General features: G+C 36.3%; 27 protein-coding genes. All 27 read left to right on the forward strand.

Going from position 1 to position 24356, the window contains the following annotated elements:
• Positions 1 to 431: 431 nt before the first annotated feature.
• The 27 genes from MHH37_RS03535 (at position 432) to raiA (ending at position 24229) form a co-directional block, all read left to right on the forward strand.
• Entirely contained in the window at positions 432 to 1505 is a 1074-nt protein-coding gene (locus MHH37_RS03535; protein ID WP_342575007.1) for a DEAD/DEAH box helicase family protein, read from the forward strand.
• Positions 1498 to 2103 carry a ComF family protein gene (locus tag MHH37_RS03540; RefSeq protein WP_342575008.1) on the forward strand — a complete coding sequence of 202 codons (606 nt, stop codon included), beginning with the start codon at positions 1498 to 1500 and terminating at the stop codon, positions 2101 to 2103. The genes MHH37_RS03535 and MHH37_RS03540 overlap by 8 nt, the downstream gene beginning before the upstream one ends.
• Before the next feature lie 98 nt (positions 2104 to 2201).
• The gene (locus tag MHH37_RS03545) at positions 2202 to 2612 is read left to right on the forward strand and encodes a TIGR03826 family flagellar region protein (RefSeq protein ID WP_008407359.1); all 411 of its coding nucleotides are present in this window, start codon (positions 2202 to 2204) and stop codon (positions 2610 to 2612) included.
• Between the two features lie 267 nt (positions 2613 to 2879).
• Positions 2880 to 3143 (forward strand): flagellar biosynthesis anti-sigma factor FlgM, encoded by a 264-nt coding sequence (flgM, locus tag MHH37_RS03550; RefSeq protein ID WP_008407356.1) that lies wholly within the window; start codon positions 2880 to 2882, stop codon positions 3141 to 3143.
• A 33-nt stretch (positions 3144 to 3176) separates the two neighbouring features.
• Positions 3177 to 3680, forward strand: coding sequence for a flagellar protein FlgN (locus MHH37_RS03555; RefSeq protein ID WP_008407355.1), 504 nt, complete (start codon positions 3177 to 3179; stop codon positions 3678 to 3680).
• Between the two features lie 92 nt (positions 3681 to 3772).
• Positions 3773 to 5314 (forward strand): flagellar hook-associated protein FlgK, encoded by a 1542-nt coding sequence (gene flgK, locus MHH37_RS03560; protein WP_342575009.1) that lies wholly within the window; start codon positions 3773 to 3775, stop codon positions 5312 to 5314.
• Positions 5315 to 5342: 28 nt separating this feature from the next.
• A complete protein-coding gene (gene flgL, locus MHH37_RS03565; RefSeq protein WP_008407351.1) occupies positions 5343 to 6266 on the forward strand; it encodes a flagellar hook-associated protein FlgL in 924 nt (307 codons plus the stop codon).
• A gap of 162 nt (positions 6267 to 6428) precedes the next feature.
• On the forward strand, positions 6429 to 6995 hold the full coding sequence (locus tag MHH37_RS03570) for a DUF6470 family protein (protein WP_342575010.1): 567 nt from the start codon (positions 6429 to 6431) through the stop codon (positions 6993 to 6995).
• Between the two features lie 14 nt (positions 6996 to 7009).
• On the forward strand, positions 7010 to 7453 hold the full coding sequence (gene fliW, locus MHH37_RS03575) for a flagellar assembly protein FliW (RefSeq protein WP_342575011.1): 444 nt from the start codon (positions 7010 to 7012) through the stop codon (positions 7451 to 7453).
• Positions 7454 to 7675 (forward strand): carbon storage regulator CsrA, encoded by a 222-nt coding sequence (gene csrA, locus MHH37_RS03580; protein ID WP_342575013.1) that lies wholly within the window; start codon positions 7454 to 7456, stop codon positions 7673 to 7675.
• Between the two features lie 242 nt (positions 7676 to 7917).
• Entirely contained in the window at positions 7918 to 8730 is an 813-nt protein-coding gene (hag, locus tag MHH37_RS03585) for a flagellin Hag (protein ID WP_342575015.1), read from the forward strand.
• A gap of 127 nt (positions 8731 to 8857) precedes the next feature.
• On the forward strand, positions 8858 to 10531 hold the full coding sequence (locus MHH37_RS03590; RefSeq protein ID WP_342575016.1) for a 6-hydroxymethylpterin diphosphokinase MptE-like protein: 1674 nt from the start codon (positions 8858 to 8860) through the stop codon (positions 10529 to 10531).
• Positions 10532 to 10551: 20 nt separating this feature from the next.
• On the forward strand, positions 10552 to 10905 hold the full coding sequence (locus MHH37_RS03595; RefSeq protein WP_342575017.1) for a hypothetical protein: 354 nt from the start codon (positions 10552 to 10554) through the stop codon (positions 10903 to 10905).
• Between the two features lie 62 nt (positions 10906 to 10967).
• Positions 10968 to 11963: an NAD-dependent 4,6-dehydratase LegB gene (locus tag MHH37_RS03600; protein WP_342575019.1), complete on the forward strand. Its 996-nt coding sequence runs from the start codon at positions 10968 to 10970 to the stop codon at positions 11961 to 11963.
• The gene (locus MHH37_RS03605; protein WP_342575021.1) at positions 11960 to 13114 is read left to right on the forward strand and encodes a LegC family aminotransferase; all 1155 of its coding nucleotides are present in this window, start codon (positions 11960 to 11962) and stop codon (positions 13112 to 13114) included. The genes MHH37_RS03600 and MHH37_RS03605 overlap by 4 nt, the downstream gene beginning before the upstream one ends.
• Complete coding sequence (gene neuC / locus MHH37_RS03610; RefSeq protein WP_342575023.1) at positions 13115 to 14248, forward strand: UDP-N-acetylglucosamine 2-epimerase; 1134 nt, start codon at positions 13115 to 13117, stop codon at positions 14246 to 14248. It begins immediately after the preceding gene.
• A complete protein-coding gene (gene neuB, locus MHH37_RS03615) occupies positions 14245 to 15309 on the forward strand; it encodes an N-acetylneuraminate synthase (RefSeq protein ID WP_342575025.1) in 1065 nt (354 codons plus the stop codon). Before neuC ends, neuB begins: the two co-directional genes overlap by 4 nt.
• A complete protein-coding gene (locus MHH37_RS03620) occupies positions 15302 to 15931 on the forward strand; it encodes an acetyltransferase (protein ID WP_342575027.1) in 630 nt (209 codons plus the stop codon). Before neuB ends, MHH37_RS03620 begins: the two co-directional genes overlap by 8 nt.
• Positions 15932 to 15934: 3 nt before the next feature.
• Positions 15935 to 16981, forward strand: a complete 1047-nt coding sequence (locus tag MHH37_RS03625) for a nucleotidyltransferase family protein (RefSeq protein WP_342575029.1) — start codon at positions 15935 to 15937, stop codon at positions 16979 to 16981.
• A complete protein-coding gene (locus MHH37_RS03630) occupies positions 16978 to 17661 on the forward strand; it encodes an acylneuraminate cytidylyltransferase family protein (protein ID WP_342575031.1) in 684 nt (227 codons plus the stop codon). Before MHH37_RS03625 ends, MHH37_RS03630 begins: the two co-directional genes overlap by 4 nt.
• A 199-nt stretch (positions 17662 to 17860) precedes the next feature.
• Positions 17861 to 18250, forward strand: a complete 390-nt coding sequence (locus tag MHH37_RS03635) for a flagellar protein FlaG (protein WP_342575032.1) — start codon at positions 17861 to 17863, stop codon at positions 18248 to 18250.
• A gap of 27 nt (positions 18251 to 18277) precedes the next feature.
• Positions 18278 to 20809 (forward strand): flagellar filament capping protein FliD, encoded by a 2532-nt coding sequence (fliD, locus tag MHH37_RS03640; protein ID WP_342575033.1) that lies wholly within the window; start codon positions 18278 to 18280, stop codon positions 20807 to 20809.
• An 18-nt stretch (positions 20810 to 20827) separates the two neighbouring features.
• Positions 20828 to 21187 carry a flagellar protein FliT gene (locus MHH37_RS03645; protein WP_342575034.1) on the forward strand — a complete coding sequence of 120 codons (360 nt, stop codon included), beginning with the start codon at positions 20828 to 20830 and terminating at the stop codon, positions 21185 to 21187.
• 29 nt (positions 21188 to 21216) lie between these two features.
• Entirely contained in the window at positions 21217 to 21621 is a 405-nt protein-coding gene (gene fliS, locus MHH37_RS03650) for a flagellar export chaperone FliS (protein ID WP_342575036.1), read from the forward strand.
• 644 nt (positions 21622 to 22265) lie between these two features.
• On the forward strand, positions 22266 to 22808 hold the full coding sequence (locus MHH37_RS03655; RefSeq protein ID WP_342575038.1) for a competence protein ComK: 543 nt from the start codon (positions 22266 to 22268) through the stop codon (positions 22806 to 22808).
• 238 nt (positions 22809 to 23046) lie between these two features.
• Complete coding sequence (locus MHH37_RS03660) at positions 23047 to 23424, forward strand: PilZ domain-containing protein (RefSeq protein ID WP_014824635.1); 378 nt, start codon at positions 23047 to 23049, stop codon at positions 23422 to 23424.
• Positions 23425 to 23671: 247 nt separating this feature from the next.
• Positions 23672 to 24229, forward strand: coding sequence for a ribosome-associated translation inhibitor RaiA (raiA, locus tag MHH37_RS03665; protein WP_008407321.1), 558 nt, complete (start codon positions 23672 to 23674; stop codon positions 24227 to 24229).
• Positions 24230 to 24356 lie beyond the last annotated feature (127 nt).

Genomic DNA, 24356 nt, shown 5'->3' on the forward strand with positions numbered 1-24356 from the left:
AAGATTATCAACACTTAAAAATAAAATTGAATAAAGGAGCGAAAATTATGTTAACAACAACCTCAATAAACAAACGTTATCGACTTCTCAACCCCTTCGTCTCAAACGACTCAAATATACTCAATTATCCAACCCACACCCGATACACTGGACTCATCCCCGAACCGGCAATCGTAAATTTCTTCACTGGCCGAATCTGGTCGCGCCGTCATACACCATTTCCCCAGCAAAAAATTGACACCTACATCAACCACGGCTATTTTGAAACAACCCCAGCTGTCATAACAGCACCCAAGCTTACTTGCCGGCGTTGTCTAAATGAAGAACCATATAAATTTGTTTCCTTTCCCTGTGCGAAGTGTCAAAAAATCTGTCACTATTGCCGGCACTGTATTACGATGGGGCGAATGTGCAGCTGTGATGAGTTAATTTTGTGGAAAGGAACGAAAACCCCGAAATCAAGATCGCCAGTTCAGTTTGCATGGGCAGGCAACCTTACCCCTCATCAGCAAAAAGCGACGGATGAACTCGCCCAAAGTATTGCTCAAAACAGAAATCACCTTTTGGAAGCAGTTTGTGGTGCTGGTAAAACAGAGATTCTTTTTGCTGCGATATACGATTCACTGAAAGCGGGTAAAAGAGTTTGTGTGGCAACGCCTAGAACGGATGTAGTCCTCGAATTGTATCCTCGTTTTCAGCAGGTGTTCCAAAAGATTACGATCCATGCACTATACGGAGGCGCGGAAAATAACGCCGAGTTTGCGCAGCTTGTTCTGGTGACGACACATCAGTTGTACCGGTTTGAAAATGCATTTGATGTCATGATTGTCGATGAAGCAGATGCCTTCCCGTACACCTATGACGAAGCGTTGCAGCGTGCGGTCATGAAAGCAAAAAAAGCTGATGCCCCGATTGCTTTTGTAACGGCTACTCCTTCAAACAAACTGCTCCTTCAGCAAAAAAGAGAAAACTGGGGCTACTCATTTTTAGCAAGGAGGTACCATGGCCATGCCTTGCCGGTGCCGAGGTTCGAGTCGCTTTGGAATTATGAAAAAGCATTTCAGAAAAATAAAATCCCTCAAAAGCTCCATACATGGGTCAAGAAAAGGATCCAGGAAAACGAGCCATTTCTCATCTTCTTTCCAACAATCGAATTAATGGAACAAGCATCACCCTTGTTCCAAGAAATAGAATCTACTGTAGAAAGTGTCCATTCCGAAGATCCTGATCGGAAAGAAAAAGTTCTGCAATTGCGCAATGAACAGCGGAAAGGTTTATTGACGACGACAATACTGGAGCGCGGAATCACGATTAAAAATGTTCAGGTCGCCGTAGTAGGTGCGGAAAATCCCGTTTTCACATCCAGTGCACTTATTCAAATTAGCGGTAGAGTAGGACGTAATGTACAGTATCCTACAGGGGATATTGTGTTTTTCCACCATGGTATTACAATGGAAATGGACAGGGCACGCAATAAAATAAAGGAGATGAACTGCCATGAATAAACCGATATCGAATTGCCTCTTATGTGATCGCGAGCTCCATCAAAACATTGGCTGGAAAGAACTGCTACTAAAAACACTGCCTCAAACAATTTGTCCCCGCTGTGAACAACGCTTTCAACGAATCGAGCAGCAACAGGAAGAAGATATCGTGTCTTTATTCCACTATAATGAAGCGATGAAAGATTACTTGCACCGCTTTAAGTTTTTGCACGATGTACTCCTTGCAAAAGTATTCAATAAAATCCTCCATGAACAGCTCAAAAATGAAACCCGTCTTATTATTCCCATTCCAATGCATTCCGAAAACTTGCGACTAAGGACGTTTGCACATATCGATGAATTGCTAAAGGCGGCAAATATCCCGTTTACTCATCATTTTACAAAGCTTTCGACTGAGCAGCAATCACTGAAAACACGAGAAGAGCGACTAAAAACCACACAACTATTTGAAGTTATCAATCCGAATGCAATAAAAGATAAAAGTTTACTTGTAGTTGACGATATTTATACTACAGGGACAACATTAAACCATGCGAAAAAGGCGCTGCTTGAAGCCGGTGCGAAAACAGTGGACGGATTCACATTAATCCATGGGTAAAATATAGTGCCTATTAAGATATTGGAAAGTATTCAAACAAAGTTATCGAAGTATTTTGTATAATAATGAAAAGTAGATACGAAGAAGGAGGGCTCAAAATGGCGGAATTAAGAAATTGCCCGGAATGTAATGCTTTTTTTAACTACACTGGCTTGAGGGAAGTTTGTCATAACTGTGCGCAAAAAGAAGAGGACTTGTATCAGGAGGTGTATCGTTTCCTGCGTAAGCGCGAAAACCGTGCAGCAAATGTTGATCGTATTGTGGAGGCGACTGGGGTTGAGCGGGACTTGCTTTATAAATGGGTCCGAAAAGGGCGTCTCCACCCGGCGATGTTTCCAAACCTGGGTTACCCATGTGATAACTGCGGAAGAATAACAAATTCAGGGAAGCTATGTGAAAAATGTAAAAATGATTTAAAATCTGAATTGCGGACATTTGATGCAGCAAAAGAATTTCGAGATGATATTGAACGTCGTGAGCGTGCAACATATCTTTCTGGAAAAAAATAAGTGCCTAAAACGGAGTCGTTTAAATAGGACTTCGTTTTTATTTTCAGTAAAATGAGCATAATAATATACTACATAAGTCCAATTTTTTGCAATAGAGCATAAACAATTGGTAGAAGCAGTCGAAATATAAAGTAGACGAAGCTTTTAACTTTATTCAGCTGTAATAAGTTTAAGCCCCGGGCGGAAGTCGAAGGTTCGGTAAGGATTTATCTCCCGAGCGATAAGCCGAATCGAGGCGTAACTGATTTTAAGAGGAGGTCTATAAATATGAAGATTAATCCAATAGGTTTACAAGCGATCAATAATTACAATAAGCAAGCACGTCCTGTAAAAACAGAAGAAACTAAAAAAACATTTGCAGACCAGATCGAAATTTCAACAAAAGCAAAAGAGATGCAGGCCAATTCGACCTATGCAAATGAGCGTGCAGAACGTGTGAAAAAGATTAAAGAAGATATTGATTCTGGAAACTACAAAGTAGACGCAAAGCAGGTTGCAGAGGACATGCTGAAATTCTACCGAGGGAAATAACAGAAATTTTACGAGTAAGGGAGCGCTAAATACATGTCAATTGCCAATATTGTCGTCACGCTGGAAAAGCTAGAGAAAATGCATAAAAGTCTGCTGGAACTAGCGCTTGCGAAAACGGAATACATTAAGCAAGGTGATATGGAAAAGCTTGATCAGCTCATCAAAAATGAGCAGTCACATGTAGCGGCGATTAACACAATTGAGCAACAGCGTCAGGTGATGGTAACGGATTACCTCCGAGCAAAAGGAATTGCTCTCACTGACACACCATCTGTTGCCGATGTGATAACAGCCGCTGGAAACAGCGAATCCACTGAAAAATTGATTAATGTACGCGAACGTTTAATAGCGTTGCTGAATCAATTAAAGATTCAAAATGATTTGAATCAGAAACTGGTCATGAACTCACTGCAGTTTATTAACATAACATTGGATGCAATGCGCCCACAGCAAACAGAGCAGTTCAATTATTCCGGTGCGCAAATACGCGGGAATACTGAAGTTGCAAAACGTTCTTTCAATGAATTTAAAGCCTAATTGCATGTAAGCTTCCGCATGCTGCGGAGGCAATACATGCGATTTTTTATTAATACTGTACAGAAACTACACACTAAAAGGGAGGTCCTACAATGCGTTCTACATTTATGGGACTTGAAGCAAGTAAGCGCGGACTTTACACGCAGCAATCAGCGCTTTATACAACAGGACATAACATTTCAAATGCCAATACACTCGGCTATACTCGCCAACGCGTTAATATGGAAACAACACCGGGATTCCCAAGTCCGGGTTTAAATACAGGTAAAACAGCAGGTCATATCGGGACAGGGGTACAGGCGCATTCCGTACAGCGTATTCGTGATGAATTTATCGACCGCCAATATCGCCAAGAAACAAATAAATTGGGCTACTGGCAATCGACAACAAAATCAATCTCTCAAATGGAAGATATTATGTCCGAACCTTCTGAATTTGGGCTGAACCAGGCATTTACTGAATTTTGGAAATCAATGGAAGACATCGTGACAAATCCAAAAGATACAGCAGCACGTCAAGTAATGATTTCAAAAGGTCAATCTTTGGCAGAATCATTCAACTATATCGATGCTCAGTTAAAGCAAATTCAAGGAAATATCGGGAATGAAATTAATGTAAAAACGAAAGAAGTTAATAATATTTTAAAGCAAATTGCTGATTTAAATGGTCAAATTCAAGCGGTAGAGCCAAATGGTTATATGCCGAATGACCTTTATGATGCACGTGATGCATTGGTGGATAAGTTAAACGATATTATTCCGGTATCAATTACGACTGAAAAATCTGGTGGTAATGCATTAGCAATTGCAGAAGGGAGCATGACAATTTCCTTCAAAACAACTGACGGCCAATCGATTACTCTTGTTAAAGGGAAAGAATATGCAGCACTATCGACGAATAATGCAACAGGCGCAATTACCGGTGATGTAGATGCGAATGGTGAATATCTGGAGTTCGATAATATTTCTATTTCGGGATTGTCAAGTAATCATGAAAAAAATCCGCCGACAGCCAATATTGCAACTGTGAATTATAATCAGCTTGAATCTTCAAAAGGTTCTTTAGTGTCGTTGATTGATGCATTTGGTCACAGTAACGGAGAAGGCATATATCCAGAAATGTTATCACAGTTAGATCTTTTGGCAAGTGAATTTATTGAGAAATTCAATGCAGTACATGAAGACGGATTTGATTTAAATGGTGATAAAGGTAAGCCATTCTTCTCGGGCACTTCAGCGAAGGATTTTAAAGTTGTTACTACAAAACCAAGTGAAGTTGCTGCTTCTAGTGAGGAAAATGAAGTAGGTAACAACCAAAATATGTTAAAGCTTTCTGAACTGCAATCCAAAGTTCAAACAGCTCTGCAAGGTGGTACGTTCCAATCCTTCTATAAATCTTTAGTTGGTGATTTAGGAGTTAAAGGTCAACAAGCAGTAACATTAGAATACAACTCAATAACTTTGCGTCTGCAAATTGAAAATAATCGTGCATCCCATAACTCAGTTTCACTAGACGAAGAGATGACGAATATGATTACTTTCCAACAAGCCTACAATGCCAACGCACGTATGATTACAGTTATCGACGAAACATTAGACAAAATCATTAACGGAATGGGCCGTGCAGGTTTATAATCCATACTAGAAAGAAGGGAATAATACGATGCGCGTAACACAATCGATGCTCTCTAGTAATATGCTTCGTAACTTAAATAATAGTTATAATAAAATGGCTAAATACCAAGAACAATTAAATTCAGGAAGTATAATTAACCGACCTTCCGATGATCCAGTAGTAGCTGTAAAAGGAATGGGATATCGCATTGACCTAGATAAAAATGCACAATACCAACGTAATATGAGGGAAGCAAATACTTGGTTAGATTCAACAGATGAAGCGTTAGATCAAGTAGGAACATCTCTTATTCGTGTAAAAGAGTTAATTATTCAAGCAGCGAATGATACAATTACTACCGAGGATCGTCAAAAAATCAATCAGGAAATTTCGCAAATCAATCAACATATCCAAGATTTAGGGAACACAAAAGTTGGGGAGAATTATATTTTCTCCGGGACACATACTAGTAGCCCCTTGTTTGATGAAAACGGTGAAATTCAAAATGGTCCTAATTTCACGGGATTGGGTAAGGAAATTGAGATTAATGTGTTCGATGGAATCTCAATGCCTATTAATGTAACGGGTGCAGAACTATTTGGAGAAGTAAAAAACTTCATGAACGGGCTCGACACTCTTTTAAATAACGGAGGTACAAGTGAAGAAATCGGTAATGCACTAGGCGTTGATTTTACAGCAGGAGGCACTGCAAATATTCCAGGACTTGATTCATTAAATGAAAAGGTACTGGTAAAGCGCGCGGAAGTCGGCGCAAAGCAAAATCGTGTTGAATTAATGGAAAGCCGCCTGCAAATGCAAGAAGTAAACGTAACAAAGCAAATGTCTGAAAACGAAGATACAGACTATGCAAAAACGATTACAGAAATGGTAACAGCTGAATCTATCCATCAAGCTGCCCTCTCTGTAGGCGCCAAAATTATTCAGCAAACTCTAGTAGATTTCATCCGTTAATGAAATCTACTAGAGTTCTGCGCCGAAAGCAAAGCGGCAGGCGCAAATGGGTTTTAAATATGAAATTAGATTTCACCCATTAATTAATTTTTAACTCATATATTTTTTAAGCGTTTGGACATGCTCCAAGCGCTTTTATTGAAAAGAAGGGAGACATTAAAAATGCGATTCCCACAAATACAGATTTCAACAACAGATATCCAGATGGATTACACGATTACCAAGCCCTTTCAGCGTATTCAACAGCGACGGGCAGAATTAAACATATCCCAACCTGCTGCAACAGTTGAGATTAATACGACAAACGCCAAGCTGGATATTAATATGGACCAAATGTGGCGAGATTTAGGGTCCAAACCTGTTGGCGAATTGATTAAAGAATATGCTCAAAGGGGAAGGCAAGAAATGTTGAAAGGGATGTCCAGACGAATGGGTGAAGGACGTCAAATTATGATGAGTGCTGGGAAAGGCCAAGGACGTGCAACAATCCAAAACATTTCCAAACAAAATCATGGTCCGGAACGTCCAGGTCCTTATAACATTAAATTTATTCCGTCGATTGGTTCAGTAAAAGTAAATATTACACCAGGAACAACAGATATAAATATTGAACGCAATGCACCGAAAGTTGACGTGACGGTGAACAAGCCGCAAATTGACTTCACTTATGGAAAAGTAAATAGCAAAATGATTGTAAGACCAGATGTGCAAATTGACGTCATTGGCTAAAAGGAGCGAAATACATGAATATTCAAACGAAATTTTTAGGTGAAGTAGAAATAGATCAATCAGAAATACTTACATTTGAACAGGGGTTACCTGGTTTTACACAATATACGAAATACATTCTTATAGGATTAGATGCAGACCTCCCCATTGCCTTATTACAATCGACTGAAGATGAGCAAATTGGCTTTGTTGTAGGCTACCCATTCGCCTTTAAATCCGATTATGCTTTTCATTTAAGCGAAGAGGATAAAGAACAATTACAGATAAGTGAAGAGAGTGAAGTGGCAACATATACTGTCATCACTTTAAAAGAACACTTCGCGAATTCTACAATTAACTTACTTGCGCCAATTATTATTAATACAAAACAAAAGCTTGGCAAACAAATCGTCCTTCAGGATAGCGATAAATATCCATTACGATATGAAATAGCTATAGATAAAGGAAGTGGAAAGTAAATGTTAGTCTTAACACGAAAAAAAGGCGAAACAATAATGATTGGCGACCAAATTGAAGTGAAAATAATTTCCGTTGACGGCGACCAAGTAAAGCTAGGCATTGTAGCTCCAAAGTCTGTTAAGGTTCACCGATCGGAAGTGTTTGAAGCGATTCAGCAGCAAAATAAAGAGGCATTGGCTAGTTCAGTCGATGCATTGAAGCAGTTTAAGCTTAAGCAGTGATATGGACAAGTCTTGTAGAAGATGTTCGATAAGGCTTTTTTATTCGTATAAATTTTAATCTTACGCATCGATAATGTTCACTTTTTTTAATACATTAAAAAAATATATACTAATTTACAAAAAACTATTAAATATTTAAAATTAGCTACGATATATATAGTGTAAGGCAGAGGCACTAGCCAACGCCGAGCTTTCCTACATGGACGTGGGTCATATAAAAACAATTCAAGGAGGAATTCCAAATGAGAATTCAACACAACATTTCAGCTTTAAACACACACCGTAACCTTACTGCTAATAATGCTCAAGCTTCTAAAAACCTTGAGAAATTATCTTCAGGTTACAAAATCAACCGTGCTGGCGATGACGCTGCAGGTTTAGCAATCTCAGAAAAAATGCGTGGACAAATCCGTGGTTTAGACATGGCTACTAAAAACGGACAAGATGGTATTTCATTAATCCAGACGGCTGAGGGTGCCCTTAACGAAACTCATGCTATTTTACAACGTATGCGTGAATTATCAGTACAATCTTCGAATGATACAAATACTGATGATGACCGTGCTGAAATTCAAAAAGAAGTTGAAGCTTTAATTACTGAAATTGGCCGTATTTCAACTGACACTGAATTCAATACTCAAGGTTTATTAGATGGATCTTTCACAGGTAAATTAATTCATATCGGTGCCAATACAGGGCAAACATTATCAGTGTCAATTAGCACAATGGGGGCTTCTGCTCTTGGTGTAGACAAATTGGATATTAGTAAACAAACTGGTGCTAATAGTGCGATTGCATTAGTAGATTCTGCTATTAAAGCAGTTTCATCTCAACGTTCAGATTTAGGTGCTATTCAAAACCGCTTAGAGCATACAATTAACAACTTAGGTGCTACATCTGAAAACTTAACAGCTGCTGAATCTCGTATCCGTGACACAGACATGGCAAAAGAGATGATGGGATTCACGAAGAACAACATCTTAATGCAAGCTGCACAATCGATGTTAGCGCAAGCGAACCAACAACCACAAGGTGTACTTCAATTATTAGGATAATTTTAAATTTGAAGGCTAAAAAGCTGAAGCTAAATGCTTCAGCTTTTTTTATACTAGATATCTACTTAATCTTTATACATAAACTTGAAGTTTTTTAAATGAATCGAAGAGAAAAGGTGTTAATAAAATGTATAGTTTTACAAAGGAGACTAATGCTAGAAATTTAGAAGTTATAAAAATATACGAAATGAATTCGAGTCAATATATTTCTTTAAATTCTGAAGTTTCTGCGCATAAGGAAATTGAAAAGTTTGGTAAACAGATAGAAAGTAATAAATGCTACTTTATAATAGGTTCTGGTAATGGGATATTATTGCAATATTTATTAGATATGAATTTTAATTCTAAGTTTTATATTATTGAAATTTTTGACGAAATTGACTATGAAGAAGGCTATAAAAAGAAATTACACGGACAAAATATTTCTTTTTACCATGTGACCAACTTGAACTATATTATAATTAGTAGTGCAATTAGAGATGCACTAGGAATGAATGTTGAAATATTAATCCACCCTAACTATGAGAAGTTAAATAAAGAATTGATAACGCCGGCTATTGAAAAAATAAAGATGGGTACAACAACAGCTAAAATTAATAAAAATACAGAGCGATTTTTTATGTTTGAATGGCTAACAGAACCAATATTAAATTTGGCATTATCTAAAAAAGGTAAAAATCTTTTAGATATAAAAGAACATTTTGAAAATAAACCATTTATATTAGTTGCATCCGGACCTTCACTAATTGATAATTTAGATTTTATTAAAGAAAACAAGGATAAAGCATATATTATTGCATCAGGTTCTGCGGTGAATGGCCTAATAAATGAAAATATAATTCCGGATTTTGTAACTATAATAGATGCTTCAGTTGTGAATTTTACAGCTCATTTCCAAAACACTAAATACAATGGACCTATTATTACAACAGGTACTACTAATCACTTAATATTAAAACATCATCAAGGTGAAATTTATTTTACGAATTTAGATCAAGATACAATTACAAAAGAAGTTAGACCTGAAATATTAGGGATACCAACTGTTCCGTCCGTTGCTTTATATTCCTTATTACTTACACACTATTTAGGGGCAAGCGAAGTATTTTTAGTTGGACAAGATTTAGCGCTAAATAATGGTGAGTATTATGCACCAGGTGTTCATAAACATGATGCAATAAAAAATTTAGGTCCGACAAAGGAAGTTAATGGTAATTTTATCGATAAAGTTGTTACAACTTTACCTTTAGCATCTACATTAGAATCTTTTAATAACGCTATTTCCATTATTCAAAATGTGAACAATAAAATTCAAATTTATAATTTATCAAAAATAGGTGCAAAAATTGAAGGTGTATCTTATAAAGATGTAAATGAAATTCAGTTAGAAGAAATATTAGATAAATCTTGGATTCCACAAATGTCGATGGAAAAATCGATAGATTATACTTTTTCTATAGAGTATTTAGATAAAATGAAAGCTTGTAAAGAAAAAGTAGACGAAGTATTAATCAAAATTGATAAAATGAATACCAATGCTGTTACTTTACATGATTTACAAAAGCTTTTGAAGTTAGTAAAGAAGTTAAGAGAAAACGATGTGTTAGAAAAACATATTTTAAATATGATTTATTCATCTACTAAAGCAATTAATAATATGTTCGAATATGGTTTTGAAAATAATTTTCAAACAAATAGTGAAAGGGTAGAGATGCTAAATAAATTGAAGTTTTTTGTGAAATATATACAAGAATATCTAGATAATTTATTGTGTCACCATGCATGGTCTGAAATGAAGTAAATATAAAAGGAGCTATAAAGATGGATGTAAAAATTGAACAGCAATTAGAAGAATTATTAGAAAGTATACAGTCATATATATTGAAAATTCCAAATGGATGTACCATGGTAGCGGACTATTTAAGAGAGGGAGATAAAGTAAAAGCGTATAGTGCTATTACTGATTTTATTGAAGGAATTGATTGGTTGACAGAGTCTTTTAATATTTTACTACAGTATGATTATGTTATTTCTATTGAAATTGAAAAGCTCAATCAGATATTAAAGGAAATAAATGAAGCAATAAAACTAAGAAACGATACGCTATTAGCAGATTTTTTAGAATACGAAATGGCAGATTTCTTTGGAAATACGGTGAATATATATAAGAACTAATTTTGAGTTATAATTACTAAACTACTACAAAATAGTAAAGACTGAAGTTAGGAGTAATTCACATGAAAATACTAGTAACTGGTGCTGATGGTTTCATTGGCTCTCACTTAACGGAACGACTTATTCGTGATGGGCATGATGTACGCGCATTTTGCTATTACAACTCGTTTAATTCATGGGGGTGGCTAGACCATGCACCTCACGATATTAAATCACAGCTCGATGTGTTCACTGGTGATATTCGTGATCCATTTGGTGTGAAAGAAGCAATGAAGGGATGTACTCATGTATTAAATTTAGCTGCACTTATCGCAATCCCTTATTCATACCATTCACCAGCAACCTATATTGATACGAATATTAATGGTACTTTAAATATTGTACAAGCGGCACGTGAATTAGAAGTGGAGAAGGTTGTACATACTTCTACAAGTGAGGTATACGGTACAGCGTTATATGTACCTATAGATGAGGAACATCCATTACAGGGACAATCCCCTTACTCTGCATCAAAAATTGGTGCGGATCAAATGGCATTATCATTTTATCGTTCATTTGATACACCTGTGTCCATTATTCGCCCGTTTAATACATACGGTCCACGTCAATCGGCCCGTGCGGTTATCCCGACAATCATCAGTCAGTTAGCCAACGGTAAAGATACAATTAAGCTAGGAGCAATTTCACCGACCCGTGATTTTAATTATGTAAAGGATACAGTTCAAGGGTTTATTTCAGTTATGAATTCAAATAAATCTGTTGGTGAAGTGATTAATATTGGTTCAAATTATGAAGTTTCAATTGGCGAAACAGCAGAGATGATTGCGGATATTATGGGTGTGAATTTAACAATTGAAACGGATGAACAACGTCTACGCCCAGATAAAAGTGAAGTAGAGCGTCTGTGGGCTGAAAATAAAAAGGCAAAAGAACTGCTTGGCTGGGAACCGAAATACGGTGGAAAAGAAGGTTTCCGCAAAGGTTTAGAAGAGACAATCGAATGGTTTACAAATCCCGAAAACTTATCTCAATATAAGGCAGATGTTTATAATATATGAATGAACAATGGATACAATTTGCAGAACGTGTGAAAGAAATGTACGGAAAGGATTTTGTTCCTTTACATGAACCGACATTCAACAAAAAAGAAGTAGAATATGTTACAGACTGTGTCAAAACAGGGTGGGTTTCTTCTGTAGGTGCTTATGTAACTCGTTTTGAAGAGGATTTAGCGAAGTTCGTTGGAGTGAAGCGTGCTGTAGCGGTTGTAAATGGTACAGCAGCTCTGCATATTGCATTAAAGGTGGCGGGGGTGGAGGCAAATGACGAAGTGCTGATGCCATCGCTTACTTTTATTGCTACAGCGAATGCAGTGAGCTACTGCGGGGCTATTCCTCATTTTGTTGATGTACATGAGGAAACTTTAGGAATGGATCCGTTTAAGTTAGATGCTTATTTAGAAGATATATCAGAAGTGCGTAACGGAGAGCTTTATAATAAAGAAACGAAACGACGTATAAAGGCGCTAGTACCGATGCATACCTTTGGCCATGCTGTACATTTAGAGGAACTTTTAGTTTTAGCGGAAAAGTATTATCTAGTAATAGTTGAAGATGCTGCAGAATCTTTAGGGACATATTATAAAGGAAAGCATACAGGTAGTTTTGGTAAAATAAATGCCATGAGCTTTAATGGCAATAAAATCATTACAACTGGCGGTGGCGGTGCGATTTTAACTGATGATGAAGCGCTTGCTGATTATGCAAAGCATTTAACAATAACAGCTAAGGTTCCACATAAATGGGAGTATGTTCATGATGAAATCGGCTATAATTATCGAATGCCAAATATAAATGCAGCACTTGGTTGTGCCCAGCTTGAAAAAATTAGTGAACTTTTAAAGCACAAAAAACAACTGACGTCTAAGTATGATAAGCTTGTCGCTAATTTAGATGGTGTATATCTATTTAAACAGCCTAAACATAGTGATAGTAACTATTGGTTACAAACATTGGTTTTAGATGAATCATTAAATCGTGAGGAGGTCTTAACATTTCTGAATGAAAAGGGTGTAATGAGTCGTCCGATTTGGCGCCCTATAGATAAGTTGGAAATGTACAAAGCTTGTCCGAAAATGGAGTTATCGGTGACGGATATATTGAATAAGAATATTGTTAATATTCCAAGTACGCCTATTGAGGTGAATTAAATGAAACGAAAAATATGTATAGTAACTGGCACGAGAGCAGAGTATGGTTTGCTTTCTAATCTGATGAAGTTAATACAAAATGATGAACATTTTGAACTTCAAATTCTTGTAACAGGTATGCACTTATCGCCAGAGTTCGGCCTTACATACAATCAAATTGAGGTAGATGGTTTTCACATTAACGAAAAGGTTGAAATGCTGTTATCAGCAGATACTTCAACAGCTGTTGCAAAATCAATGGGACTAGCAACAATTGGTTTTGCGGACGCATTAGCAAGATTAAATCCAGACTTACTTATTATATTAGGAGATCGTTTTGAAATGCTAGCTGTTGCACAGTCAGCGTTAATTATGCAAATTCCAATTGCACATATTCATGGGGGAGAATGTACATTCGGTGCGTATGATGATGCGATTCGTCATTCGATTACGAAGATGGCAACATGGCATTTTACGAGTACAGAAGGACACCAGAAGCGCGTTTTACAGCTAGGGGAGACTCCAGAACGCGTATTTAACGTTGGTGCGATTGGAATTGACAATACGCTTCGATTAAGTTTAATGAGTCGTGAGATGATATGTAAAGAGTTAGCAATAGTTGATGATAAGCAGTTTTTTTTAATTACGTATCATCCGGAAACAAACGGTGAATTTGGTGGAATTGTAAATTTATTAGAGGTGCTAGCTAGCTATCAGCACCAGTACCATTTAATTTTTACAAAATCAAATGCGGACAATGGTGGTAGGGAAATTAATGAGCGTATACTACAATTTGTAGCAGCGAATCCACAAACAGCGCAGCTTTATGATTCACTAGGCCAGATACGTTATTTGAGTGCAGTTAAGGAGGCGGCACTTGTTGTCGGTAATTCATCAAGTGGTTTAATTGAAGTGCCTTATTTACAAACGCCGACGATTAATTGCGGTGATAGACAAAAGGGAAGAGAGCGTCCTGCATCTGTCATTGATTGTGAGTTATCTACTGTGTCAATTAAAAGTGCTATTGATTATGCTTTATCAGCCAATATAAAATATGAGAAAATATTTGGTAACGGAGATACTGCTAATAAAATTTATGAGCAAATAAAAACAATTCCAAATTTTAAAGTTCAAAAGGAGTTTTATGACTTATGAAAACATATATCATAGCTGAAGCTGGCGTAAATCATAACGGCTCTTTTGAAATGGCCATGCAGCTTATAGATGTGGCAAAAGAAGCAGGTGCTGATGCAGTAAAATTTCAGACATTTAAAGCAGAAAATTTAGTAACAAAGAATGCAAAGCAAGCGGATTATCAAGTAGAAAACTTAAAGGAATCAACTTCTCAATTAGACATGTTAAAAAAGCTTGAGCTAACCTTTGAAGAATTTACATTGCTTAAACAATATTGTGAGGATAAAGGAATAGAGTTTTTATCGACACCTTTTGACTATGAAAGTGTCGATTTTTTATTCGATGAATTACAAATTAAAACTGCAAAGATTCCATCGGGTGAGCTAACAAATGCACCTTTTATATATGCAATTGCTAAAAAGAAAAAGCCAATTATTTTATCTACAGGAATGGCTACTTTAGAAGATATTCATGAAGCACTATCCTATATAGCTTTTGGGTTAGCAAATAAAAGTGAGATGGAGCAGGTTCAAATATATTATCAAACTGATGAAGCAAAACATTTACTTCATCAATATGTGACAATTTTACATTGTACAACTGAATATCCTGCACCATTGAATACAATCAATTTAAAGGCGATGACTACATTAAAGCAAGAATATCAACTTCCTGTGGGCTTGTCAGATCACTCATCAGGTATTGTCGTTTCGACAGCAGCGGTAGCACTCGGAGCGAAGGTTATAGAAAAACACTTCACACTAGATAAAACAATGGAAGGACCAGATCACGTTGCTTCTTTAGAGCCTGTTGAACTCAAACAAATGATTGAGCAAATAAGACAAGTTGAACAAGCTTTAGGTAATGGATTTAAGCAACCTTCTTATGTCGAATTAAAGAATCGAATTCCTGCTCGAAAAAGCTTAGTAGCAAATAAAGCAATATACCCGGGAGAAACCTTTAGTGCAGAAAACTTAGTTGTTAAGCGTCCAGGTAGCGGAATAGCTCCTTCGAAATATTGGGATTATATTGGGAAAAAAGCGCAGTATTCATATGATAAGGATGAATTAATTCATGAGTAAATCTTTAATCATACTTGGAAATGGTGGACATGCTTCTGTTTTAATAGAAACTTTACTAAAGCAAGAGCAAGGCTATGAAATAATAGGTTTTACAACTCCAATTATGGAGGACAATGTCTTTGGATTAGTATACTTAGGACCTGACGAAGTTATTTACAATTATAACCCACAAGAAGTAAATCTTGTTCTTGGATTAGGTATGCTTGGACCATCCTCTGCACGTGAAAAAACCTTTAAACATTTCAAAGAGAAAGGCTATTTCTTTAAATCAATCATTCATCCAGCTGCGATTATTTCACCTTCTGCCCAGTTAGGAGAAGGTGTTCAAATAATGGCAGGTGCAATTGTTCAAACGGGAACAAGTATTGCCGATAATACTATTATAAACACGGGCGCAATAATTGATCATGATGGTCAAATTGGTGCACACGTACATATCGCACCAGGTACAAAAATCTCAGGTGCTGTTAAAATTGGAAATGGTACACATATCGGTACAGGCACAACAATTATTCAAGGTATTCATATTGGTGAAAAATGCTTGATTGGAGCTGGATCTGTAGTGGTGAAAGAATTGCATCATCATGCAAAGGCGTATGGTGTACCAGCAAAGGAAGTGTAATAAATGATTAAATGGGAAAATATCGTCGTTCATACCAAACAAACGTTGTTTGAAACAATGAAAATTATTGATGAAACATCTTTACAATTTGCGGTTGTTGTAGATGAAGACAATCACTTACTTGGTACAGTCACAGATGGTGATATTCGACGAGGTATTCTACGTGGTGAGGGGCTTGAAGTTCCGATAAATTTGATTATGAATCCTAACCCATTTAGTGCAAAATATGGGCTAAAAACGAATACTTACAAACAATTGATGAAATCTAAAAACCTAAAGCAGTTACCAATAGTGAACGATCAAAATCAAATCGTTGATATTTTATTTATTGACCATTTAGAAACACCTACAAATAAAAATCAAGTCATTCTAATGCTTGGAGGGTTAGGAAAGAGATTACGCCCGCTAACAAATGACATTCCAAAGCCAATGCTGAAGGTTGGAAATAAGCCGATTGTTGAATCAATTATTGAGGGATTTAAACAATATGGCTATACAAATTTTATTTTCTCTGTGAATTATAAAAAAGAAGTTATCCAAGACTACTTTCAAAATGGTAATATAATGGGCATTTCGATTGACTATATTGAAGAAAAAAAACGCATGGGGACAGCCGGTGCATTATCATTACTTGAAAACCGCCCAACAGAGCCGTTTTTTGTGATGAATGGTGATTTACTAACTCAGGTAAACTTTGATCAGTTAATGCAGTTTCACCAAGAGCAAAATGCTGTTGCAACGATGTGTGTACGAGAATACGAATATCAAGTCCCTTATGGGGTTATTGAAACTGATGGCGTAGAGTTAATATCGATCAAAGAAAAGCCAATCCATCGAAGCTTTGTAAACGCTGGGATATATGTGTTAAGCCCGGAAGTGTTTGAGTACATACCAGTAGATACATTTTATGATATGCCTTCGCTTTTTGAAGCATTAATTAATCAAGGAAAAAAAACATCAGTTTTCCCAATTCATGAATATTGGTTAGATATTGGGCGTGTTGATGATTTTAACCGTGCAAATGAGCAGTATAAGGGGCTTGTAGAATGAATTCAAAAATTTTAGCAATTATCCCAGCCAGAGGAGGATCTAAAGGTATACCACGTAAAAATATCCGTGAGCTTTCTGGAAAGCCTTTAATTGCATGGACGATTGAAGAGGCTAAAAAATCCAAGTATATTGACCGCTTGATTTTGTCGACTGAGGATGATGAAATTATTGAAGTAGCAAAACAATACGGATGTGAAGTACCATTTAAAAGACCAATAGAGCTAGCCCAAGATGATACACCTGGAATTGATCCAGTACTACATGCTATTGAGCAATGCCCAGGATATGATTATGTCGTTTTATTGCAGCCAACATCGCCATTAAGAACAGTGGATGATATTGATGGTTGTATTGAACAGCTTTTATCAAGTGATGGTACTAATTTTTGTGTTTCAGTAACCGAGCCAGAGAAATCCCCTTACTGGATGTATATTCTCGAAGATGAAAGAATGGTACCTTTATTACCAAAGCATACGTTAGTGACTAGACGTCAGGACTTGCCAAAAGTTTATGCGCTGAATGGTGCGATTTATGTGGCTAAAACAGAAAAACTGATTGAAGAAAAATCATTTTTATCAAGTAATACATCGGGATATATTATGCCGCAAGAGCGGTCTTTTGATATTGATACTCTTATTGATTTTTCTATTTGTGATTTGTTAAAAAAAGAGGTTTATTAAATAGTTAAAGTGTAACTTAACAGACTTATTTTACCGATTTATGGATAATACTTTCTAAAGTAACTCTTATCCTAATACAAAATTAAACTTTGAATTTCAGTATTCCATTCATTTGATTGTGTTAAAACTGAAATTCTTTTTTTTCTGTCCGATATTAAAACTAACAATGCATTTAATGAATTCAAGGAGGATGGAAAGTATGCGTATTTCAGGAAATGCTAATATTGAAACAACTGTCACGAACAAAGCTAACTCAATAAATAGCGTTACTAAAGAAACACTAGAAAAGCAAGTGAGCGACAATATTACTAGAAAAGAAATAACTTTAATTGAGCCTATGATAAAACTAAAAAATTTAGATGAAACTAAGACAAAAGTCCAAGAGGCTGTTAATAAGATGAACGAGATGCTTGAAGTAAATAACAGTACTTCTAAGTTTATGTTCCACGAAGGACTTGAACGCTATTATGTAACAGTTGTGAATAGAGATACGGAAGAAGTTGTAAAAGAAATACCTCCGAAAAAATTGCTAGATGCCTTCTATGAGATGCAGAAAATGCTTGGAATGGTAGTTGATGAAAAAATTTAAGTGAGATAACTAGAGGAGGAAATAAAAATGGTTATGCGAGTTGGTGGATTGGCATCAGGTATGGATATTGATGCTTTAGTAGAAAAATTAATGAATGCTGAACGGGCACCTTTAAATAAATTGACACAAAAGAAACAAACATATGAATGGCAACGCGATGCTTATCGTAGTGTAAATACAAAATTAAAAACTTTTGATACGTATATTGCAGATAATTTAGTATTAAAGTCCTTAAATTCTAAAACGGCTTCAACTTCAAATTCTAATCTTGTTAGTGCAACAGCAACAGGTTCAGCAACAGGTTCACTATCGATTGAAGGGGTTTCACAATTAGCAGCTTCGGCACGAGCTGTAGGGAACCAAGTAAGTGCAGTGGGGTCAACAAAAATGAGTGACTTAATTGGTACGGGAACTAAAACAATCGAATTGAAGGCAATTAAAGCTGATGGGACAATGCCTTCTGAAGCAACGAAAATTGAAATCACTGATGGTATGACGGTTAATCAATTTGTGAGTAAAGTAAATGCTAGTAATGCTGGAGTATCAGCCGTATTTGAAAATGGGCGTTTCTCATTTACAGCTAAAAATTCCGGGGATAACAAAGCAGGGGAAGAAATTGATGTTGTAAGTGGGAAAGATATTTTTACGAGTTTAGGTTTTTACCAGCAAAAGGATGAATTGGGTAATGTAATCGACAAATTTCAAACAACAGATGGAAAAAATGCAATTTTCCAAGTAAACGGCATTGCGACAGAGCGCCCTTCTAATACCTTTAATCTTTCAGGATATAACGTTACATTAAAAGATACATTCAATTCCACTCAAACAATTGCAGACAAATATAAATCCGCACAAAAGGAATTGCAATTGGCGACAGAAAATGAAGCAAACAAAGCTTTAGCTCTCACAAATGCGCTTTCAGCCTATTATGGAAATGGTTCAAGTGATACACCAAACTATACGAACACACATAACAATAGTTATAATGCAGCATTTGGAAATACGTTATCATTAACAGAACAAGCAGAATACCGTAAACTAACTACGTCAGACTGGAAAAACTTGACGGCTGAAGAATTTGAAACAGTCAAATTGGCAAGCTCCAATAGTAAAGAAGATGTAATAGCTGCAATAGACGCAAGCAACTTATCGGATGAATCAAAAACAAAGCTAAAAGCATTTTCTGCTGAAAAATTACAAACAGTCTACAATGCTTCTGAAAATGAATTTAGTCATTTTAAAGTACAGGCAAATTATGTTTCATTTGGCGGCTCGAAATTAAAGGATTTATCGGGTGAAGCTATTACAGCTTTAAAAGGTTTAACAATAGATGAAACAACCGATTTAAGTGAAATTCGTACAGCTATAAGTGAAAATGAATATTTCTCTGATGATTTAAAGTCAGCTTTAAAGGCATTAGACAAAGAAACACTTTCAGCACTGCAAAATTCAGATGAGGCTATACTGAATGAATATGCTGCAAAAGCGCAGTCCGATGAATTAAAATCTCAGTACAGTAAATTAGGGGATGCAAAAATTTTAGAAGTGATTGCAGATCCTTCAAAAGTATCTTCATTAACAGAGGAACAACAAATAATTTGGAATGGCTTATCTGCAACTGAGCAAGCAGCATTTAAAAATTTGGCAGGTCAAAACCAATTACGGAATGCTTATAATACTGCAAAAGCTGAGGATGTTGCGGCAGATGCACGATTGGCAAATGCAGAAAGTTCTTTAACTACGGCTCAAGCAGATGCTCAAAACGCAGGATTACTCAATGGAGACGGTACGGTTAATGATGATTTAGTTAATGCAGCGCCATCAGCTCAACCGGTAACAATGTCATCCACTACAAACGTAGACGATATGGTGAACAAAATTAAAGAATTCGTTACGACATACAATGGTTTAATTAAAGATTTAAATGATCAAACAAAAGAGACAAAATATCGTGATTATGCTCCACTTACACCCGAGCAGAAAAAAGATATGGATGAAGATGAAATAAAGCTCTGGGAAGAAAAGGCAAAAAGTGGCTTGCTTCGTAATGATTCGGTAGTGCGCAATGGCTTATCAAATATGCGATCACTTATATACCAGTCAAATCCTGGCTTAGAGGGTACAAAATATAATACATTATTTAATATCGGTATCACTTCTTCTAAGAGCTATAATGACGGTGGAACACTTGAAATTGATGAAGCGAAGTTACGAAAAGCAATAGAGGAAGATCCAGATGCAATAGAGCGATTATTTAAGAATAGTGGTGGGCAAAAGTCGGATCCTACTTATGGTGGTTCAGATACTCGTGGCTATCTCGAAAAACTACGTGAATCAATGAAATCATTAGAAGTTAATATAGAGAAAAAAGCTGGTCGTTCTACAATGACAGATGCACAATATGCAATTGGTAAAAGCTTAATTGATAACGAAAAGCGAATTGATACATGGCAAAATAAATTGAAAAATATCGAAGCTCGATACTGGAAACAATTTACAGCTATGGAGACAGCAATCAATAAAGCGAATCAACAGTCTTCTATGTTCATGCAAGGCTAAGAGTTGGAGATGAGTTTTATGGAAAATATACAGCAGTTACTGCAAATCTCAGCGAAACTTTATCAGCATTTGGCAATCCTTCCAGAGGGAGAACAGAGAGATGCTTATATCGAAAAAACGAATAACTTATTAGATGAGCGTGGTATTATCATTGGAAAGATGCAACATGATGGTTTTCAGGTTGATATGCGACAGAAATCCCATGCCATGTTAGTTGAGTTAGATAAAGGAATTCGCGAGCGTTTAAATAGTACAATGAAAGTAATAAAAAACGATTTAAAAGATCTGCAATATTCCAAAAAGAATGAGCAGCAATACATGAACCCTTATGCAAATGTTCAAGTAATGGATGGCCGTTATTATGATAAGAAAAAGTAATACTAGTAGTTTATAAAGGAGTGTCTTCTTTGACAGCACATACGAATGCATTTAATGCATACAAACAAAACAGTGTGACAACTGCTTCGCCTGGCGAGTTAACATTAATGTTGTATAACGGATGTATAAAATTCCTTAATCGTGCAAAGGTAGCGATTGAGGTAAAAAATATAGAAGAGCGCAACCATTATATTCAAAGATCTCAAGCAATTATCGGTGAATTAATGTCTACACTTAATATGGACATCGAAATTTCAAAACAAATGTTACCGCTATATGAATATATGAGTCATCGATTAACGGAGGCGAACATCAAAAATGACCCTGCCATCATCGTAGAAGTCGAAGGCCTAGTTACAGAATTCCGCGACACATGGAAAGAAGTTATCAAAATTACACGCCAGCAGCAATATGGTACAGTTGGACAAATTTAAAATAATAGAAGCCGCTGTGAGAAGACTACAATCTTTTCGCAACGGCTTTTTCATATATATCTTTTCTCTCAAATTCGACTTCATTATTTATAAAATTTAAAATAATCAAAATAGTATTGATTATATTGTACTATTTTGTATAATGTAAATAATTAGCAATTCGATCTGAGATATATTCACTACAAAATAAACGTACATTATCAATAGACCTACATTAATTTATAAACATCCACGACCATTAGCATCAACAAATTAATATTCGCCTTTTAGTAAATAGAAAACGGTAATATTAAATCCCTAGATGCCACTACATCCCATGAATTCGAAAATCTCATCCGTTTTCCCAAAATACATAATCAATCGGTTAGTCATCTATAGCAAACTTTTATCACAATCTGTTCCACTGCGATATTGTTTTTGGCTGGAAAAATTCCATTACTTTAATTCATCGAAGAAAGCGGTTACCATGCCAGGTTAACCGAGAAAAGGGGGTGAGTGAGTATGTGAAATGGCAACATAAAAACCCCAAGTGAGCATCCTCCAAAGATATCACCTGAGGTTTGGAAGCCGGAGTATACCGACATATTGTTAGTATACTCCTTTTTACTAAAAATGATAACTATAAATTGGAAGGAGTATGGATAATGTACAGAATTTCCTTGTATGATGCCTGTGTATTAAAGCCTAAATTTAATCAGTTCAATAATCTTTATACGCTTATGATCACTCCGAATGGCCATAAAAGAGTCCCTTTAACACCCTTGCAATTACTGGATAGCGAGCTGAAAGAACATGGTTCCAGCCTAAAAGGTGCAAAGGAAGCAGCAAAAGCGGTTCTTAGCTCCAATTCTATTAACCCGATCATGATTCCGAGGTCTCCGCTAGTTCATATTTGGTTCCCGACAGAGGCCATGCGCAATTTTGAAGATTGTATGTACTTTGCATTACATCATGTTCATGATATTGAACCGTATTTGGAAAATCATTCAATCGTCGTTTTAACGCATAACGAAAGAATTAAAGTGCCTGTATCGCACAGTAGAATGAATAAACAGTGGACCAAAGCGAAATGCTATTATGCTACTGCCTTATTAAAACAATTTTACAGTCGTCATCAATATTCAAATGCCGAGCAACAAATTATGTTAAAATGTGCAGAAATAAATGAACAATATGTAATCAATTAATAAGCATAGAGTTTTACGCAACGGAACATCCCAATGTGTAGAATTCTTTTTGTTTCGCATTTTTTTATCGATTCCACATTCTTTTATTGCAATGGGGAAAAATTCAGGTTCATTAGTCATGAGTTTGAAGTCACAAATTCTCCTTAAAATAGCAATTAAGCACATAGACATTTAATCGTGTATTGCATCATAATGTGGGTATATAAATTGTAGCACTGAATGGCTAGGGGGAACAGTTATGGCGTTTAAACGCACAGAAGGATTTCGCTTTACTTTTGGGATCCCAATCGAAGCAAATTTCACTGAATTGATTAATGGAAAACAGGAACAATTAGAAGTAGTAAAATACCCGTGTGAAATCATCGATGTGAGCCCGCATGGCATGAAAATGTTTTCTTCTCGGGAAATTGGTGAAAATAATAATAACCTGGTGCAGTTGGAACTGGAATTCATTTTAGACGAGGTATTGATTAAGGCCATTGGAGACATCGTATGGAAGAAGAAGTACGGCGATAAGTTTCAATATGGTTTGATCTTCGAAAATCAGCCCGGTATTGAAGAACTGATCGTCAGTGAATTGAAAGTACGCCGCAGAAAAGAAGTCGGACGTAAATAAAATTGGTTGGTTACCATTGAATTTTCCCGCATCAACTACCCGTAAAAGCCCGATTGGTTCAACTAACAATCAGTTGGGATGAAGAACCCCCACTGATTGAAGTTTCACTTTATATAACGATGCGGTGTCTTTCTAATCAATATTTAGGACAACTTGTCGAAATTTGAAAAAAGTTTCAAGTCGTAACAGGATTTTATTGATGTATGTAGAATTAGATAAGTAGAGCAGTAATGAAGGAGGAGTTCACATGCTAAAGTTTAACATTCGTGGTGAAAATATTGAGGTAACTCCAGCGATTCGTGATTACGTGGAGAACAAAATTGAAAAGGTAGAACGCTATTTCAATGAAGATCTGAACGCGAACGCTAACGTCAATTTAAAGGTTTATAATGATAAACAAACAAAAGTAGAAGTGACGATTCCGATGAAAAATTTAACATTGCGTGCAGAAGAGCGTCATAATGACATGTATGCGGCAGTTGACTTAATTGTCGACAAGCTAGAGCGCCAAATTCGTAAACATAAAACAAAAGTTAACCGTAAATTCCGTGATCGCGAAGGTACTGGTGTTTACTTCGCCAATGTGACATCCCAAATGGAAGCGAACGCAGAATCTTCAGAAGATGAATATACAATCGTTCGTACGAAGCAATTTGATCTGAAACCGATGGATCAGGAAGAGGCCGTTTTACAAATGAACATGCTTGGACATGATTTCTACATTTTCACAGATGCTGAAACAGACGGCACGAACATCGTTTACAAACGTAAAGACGGTAAATACGGTTTAATCGAAACAAACTAAATGATTGGCTGCAAGCGGATTGCCTGAAACGGGCAGTCCGTTTTTTCATGAAGCGTTCCTAAAATTTCCACATTGCAACAGTCCATTTGCGCCACCGGTATATATAATGCTAAAATATACTTTGAGA

Origin of the sequence: Solibacillus sp. FSL K6-1781, assembly GCF_038630735.1 — a bacterium.
GTDB lineage: Bacteria > Bacillota > Bacilli > Bacillales_A > Planococcaceae > Solibacillus > Solibacillus silvestris.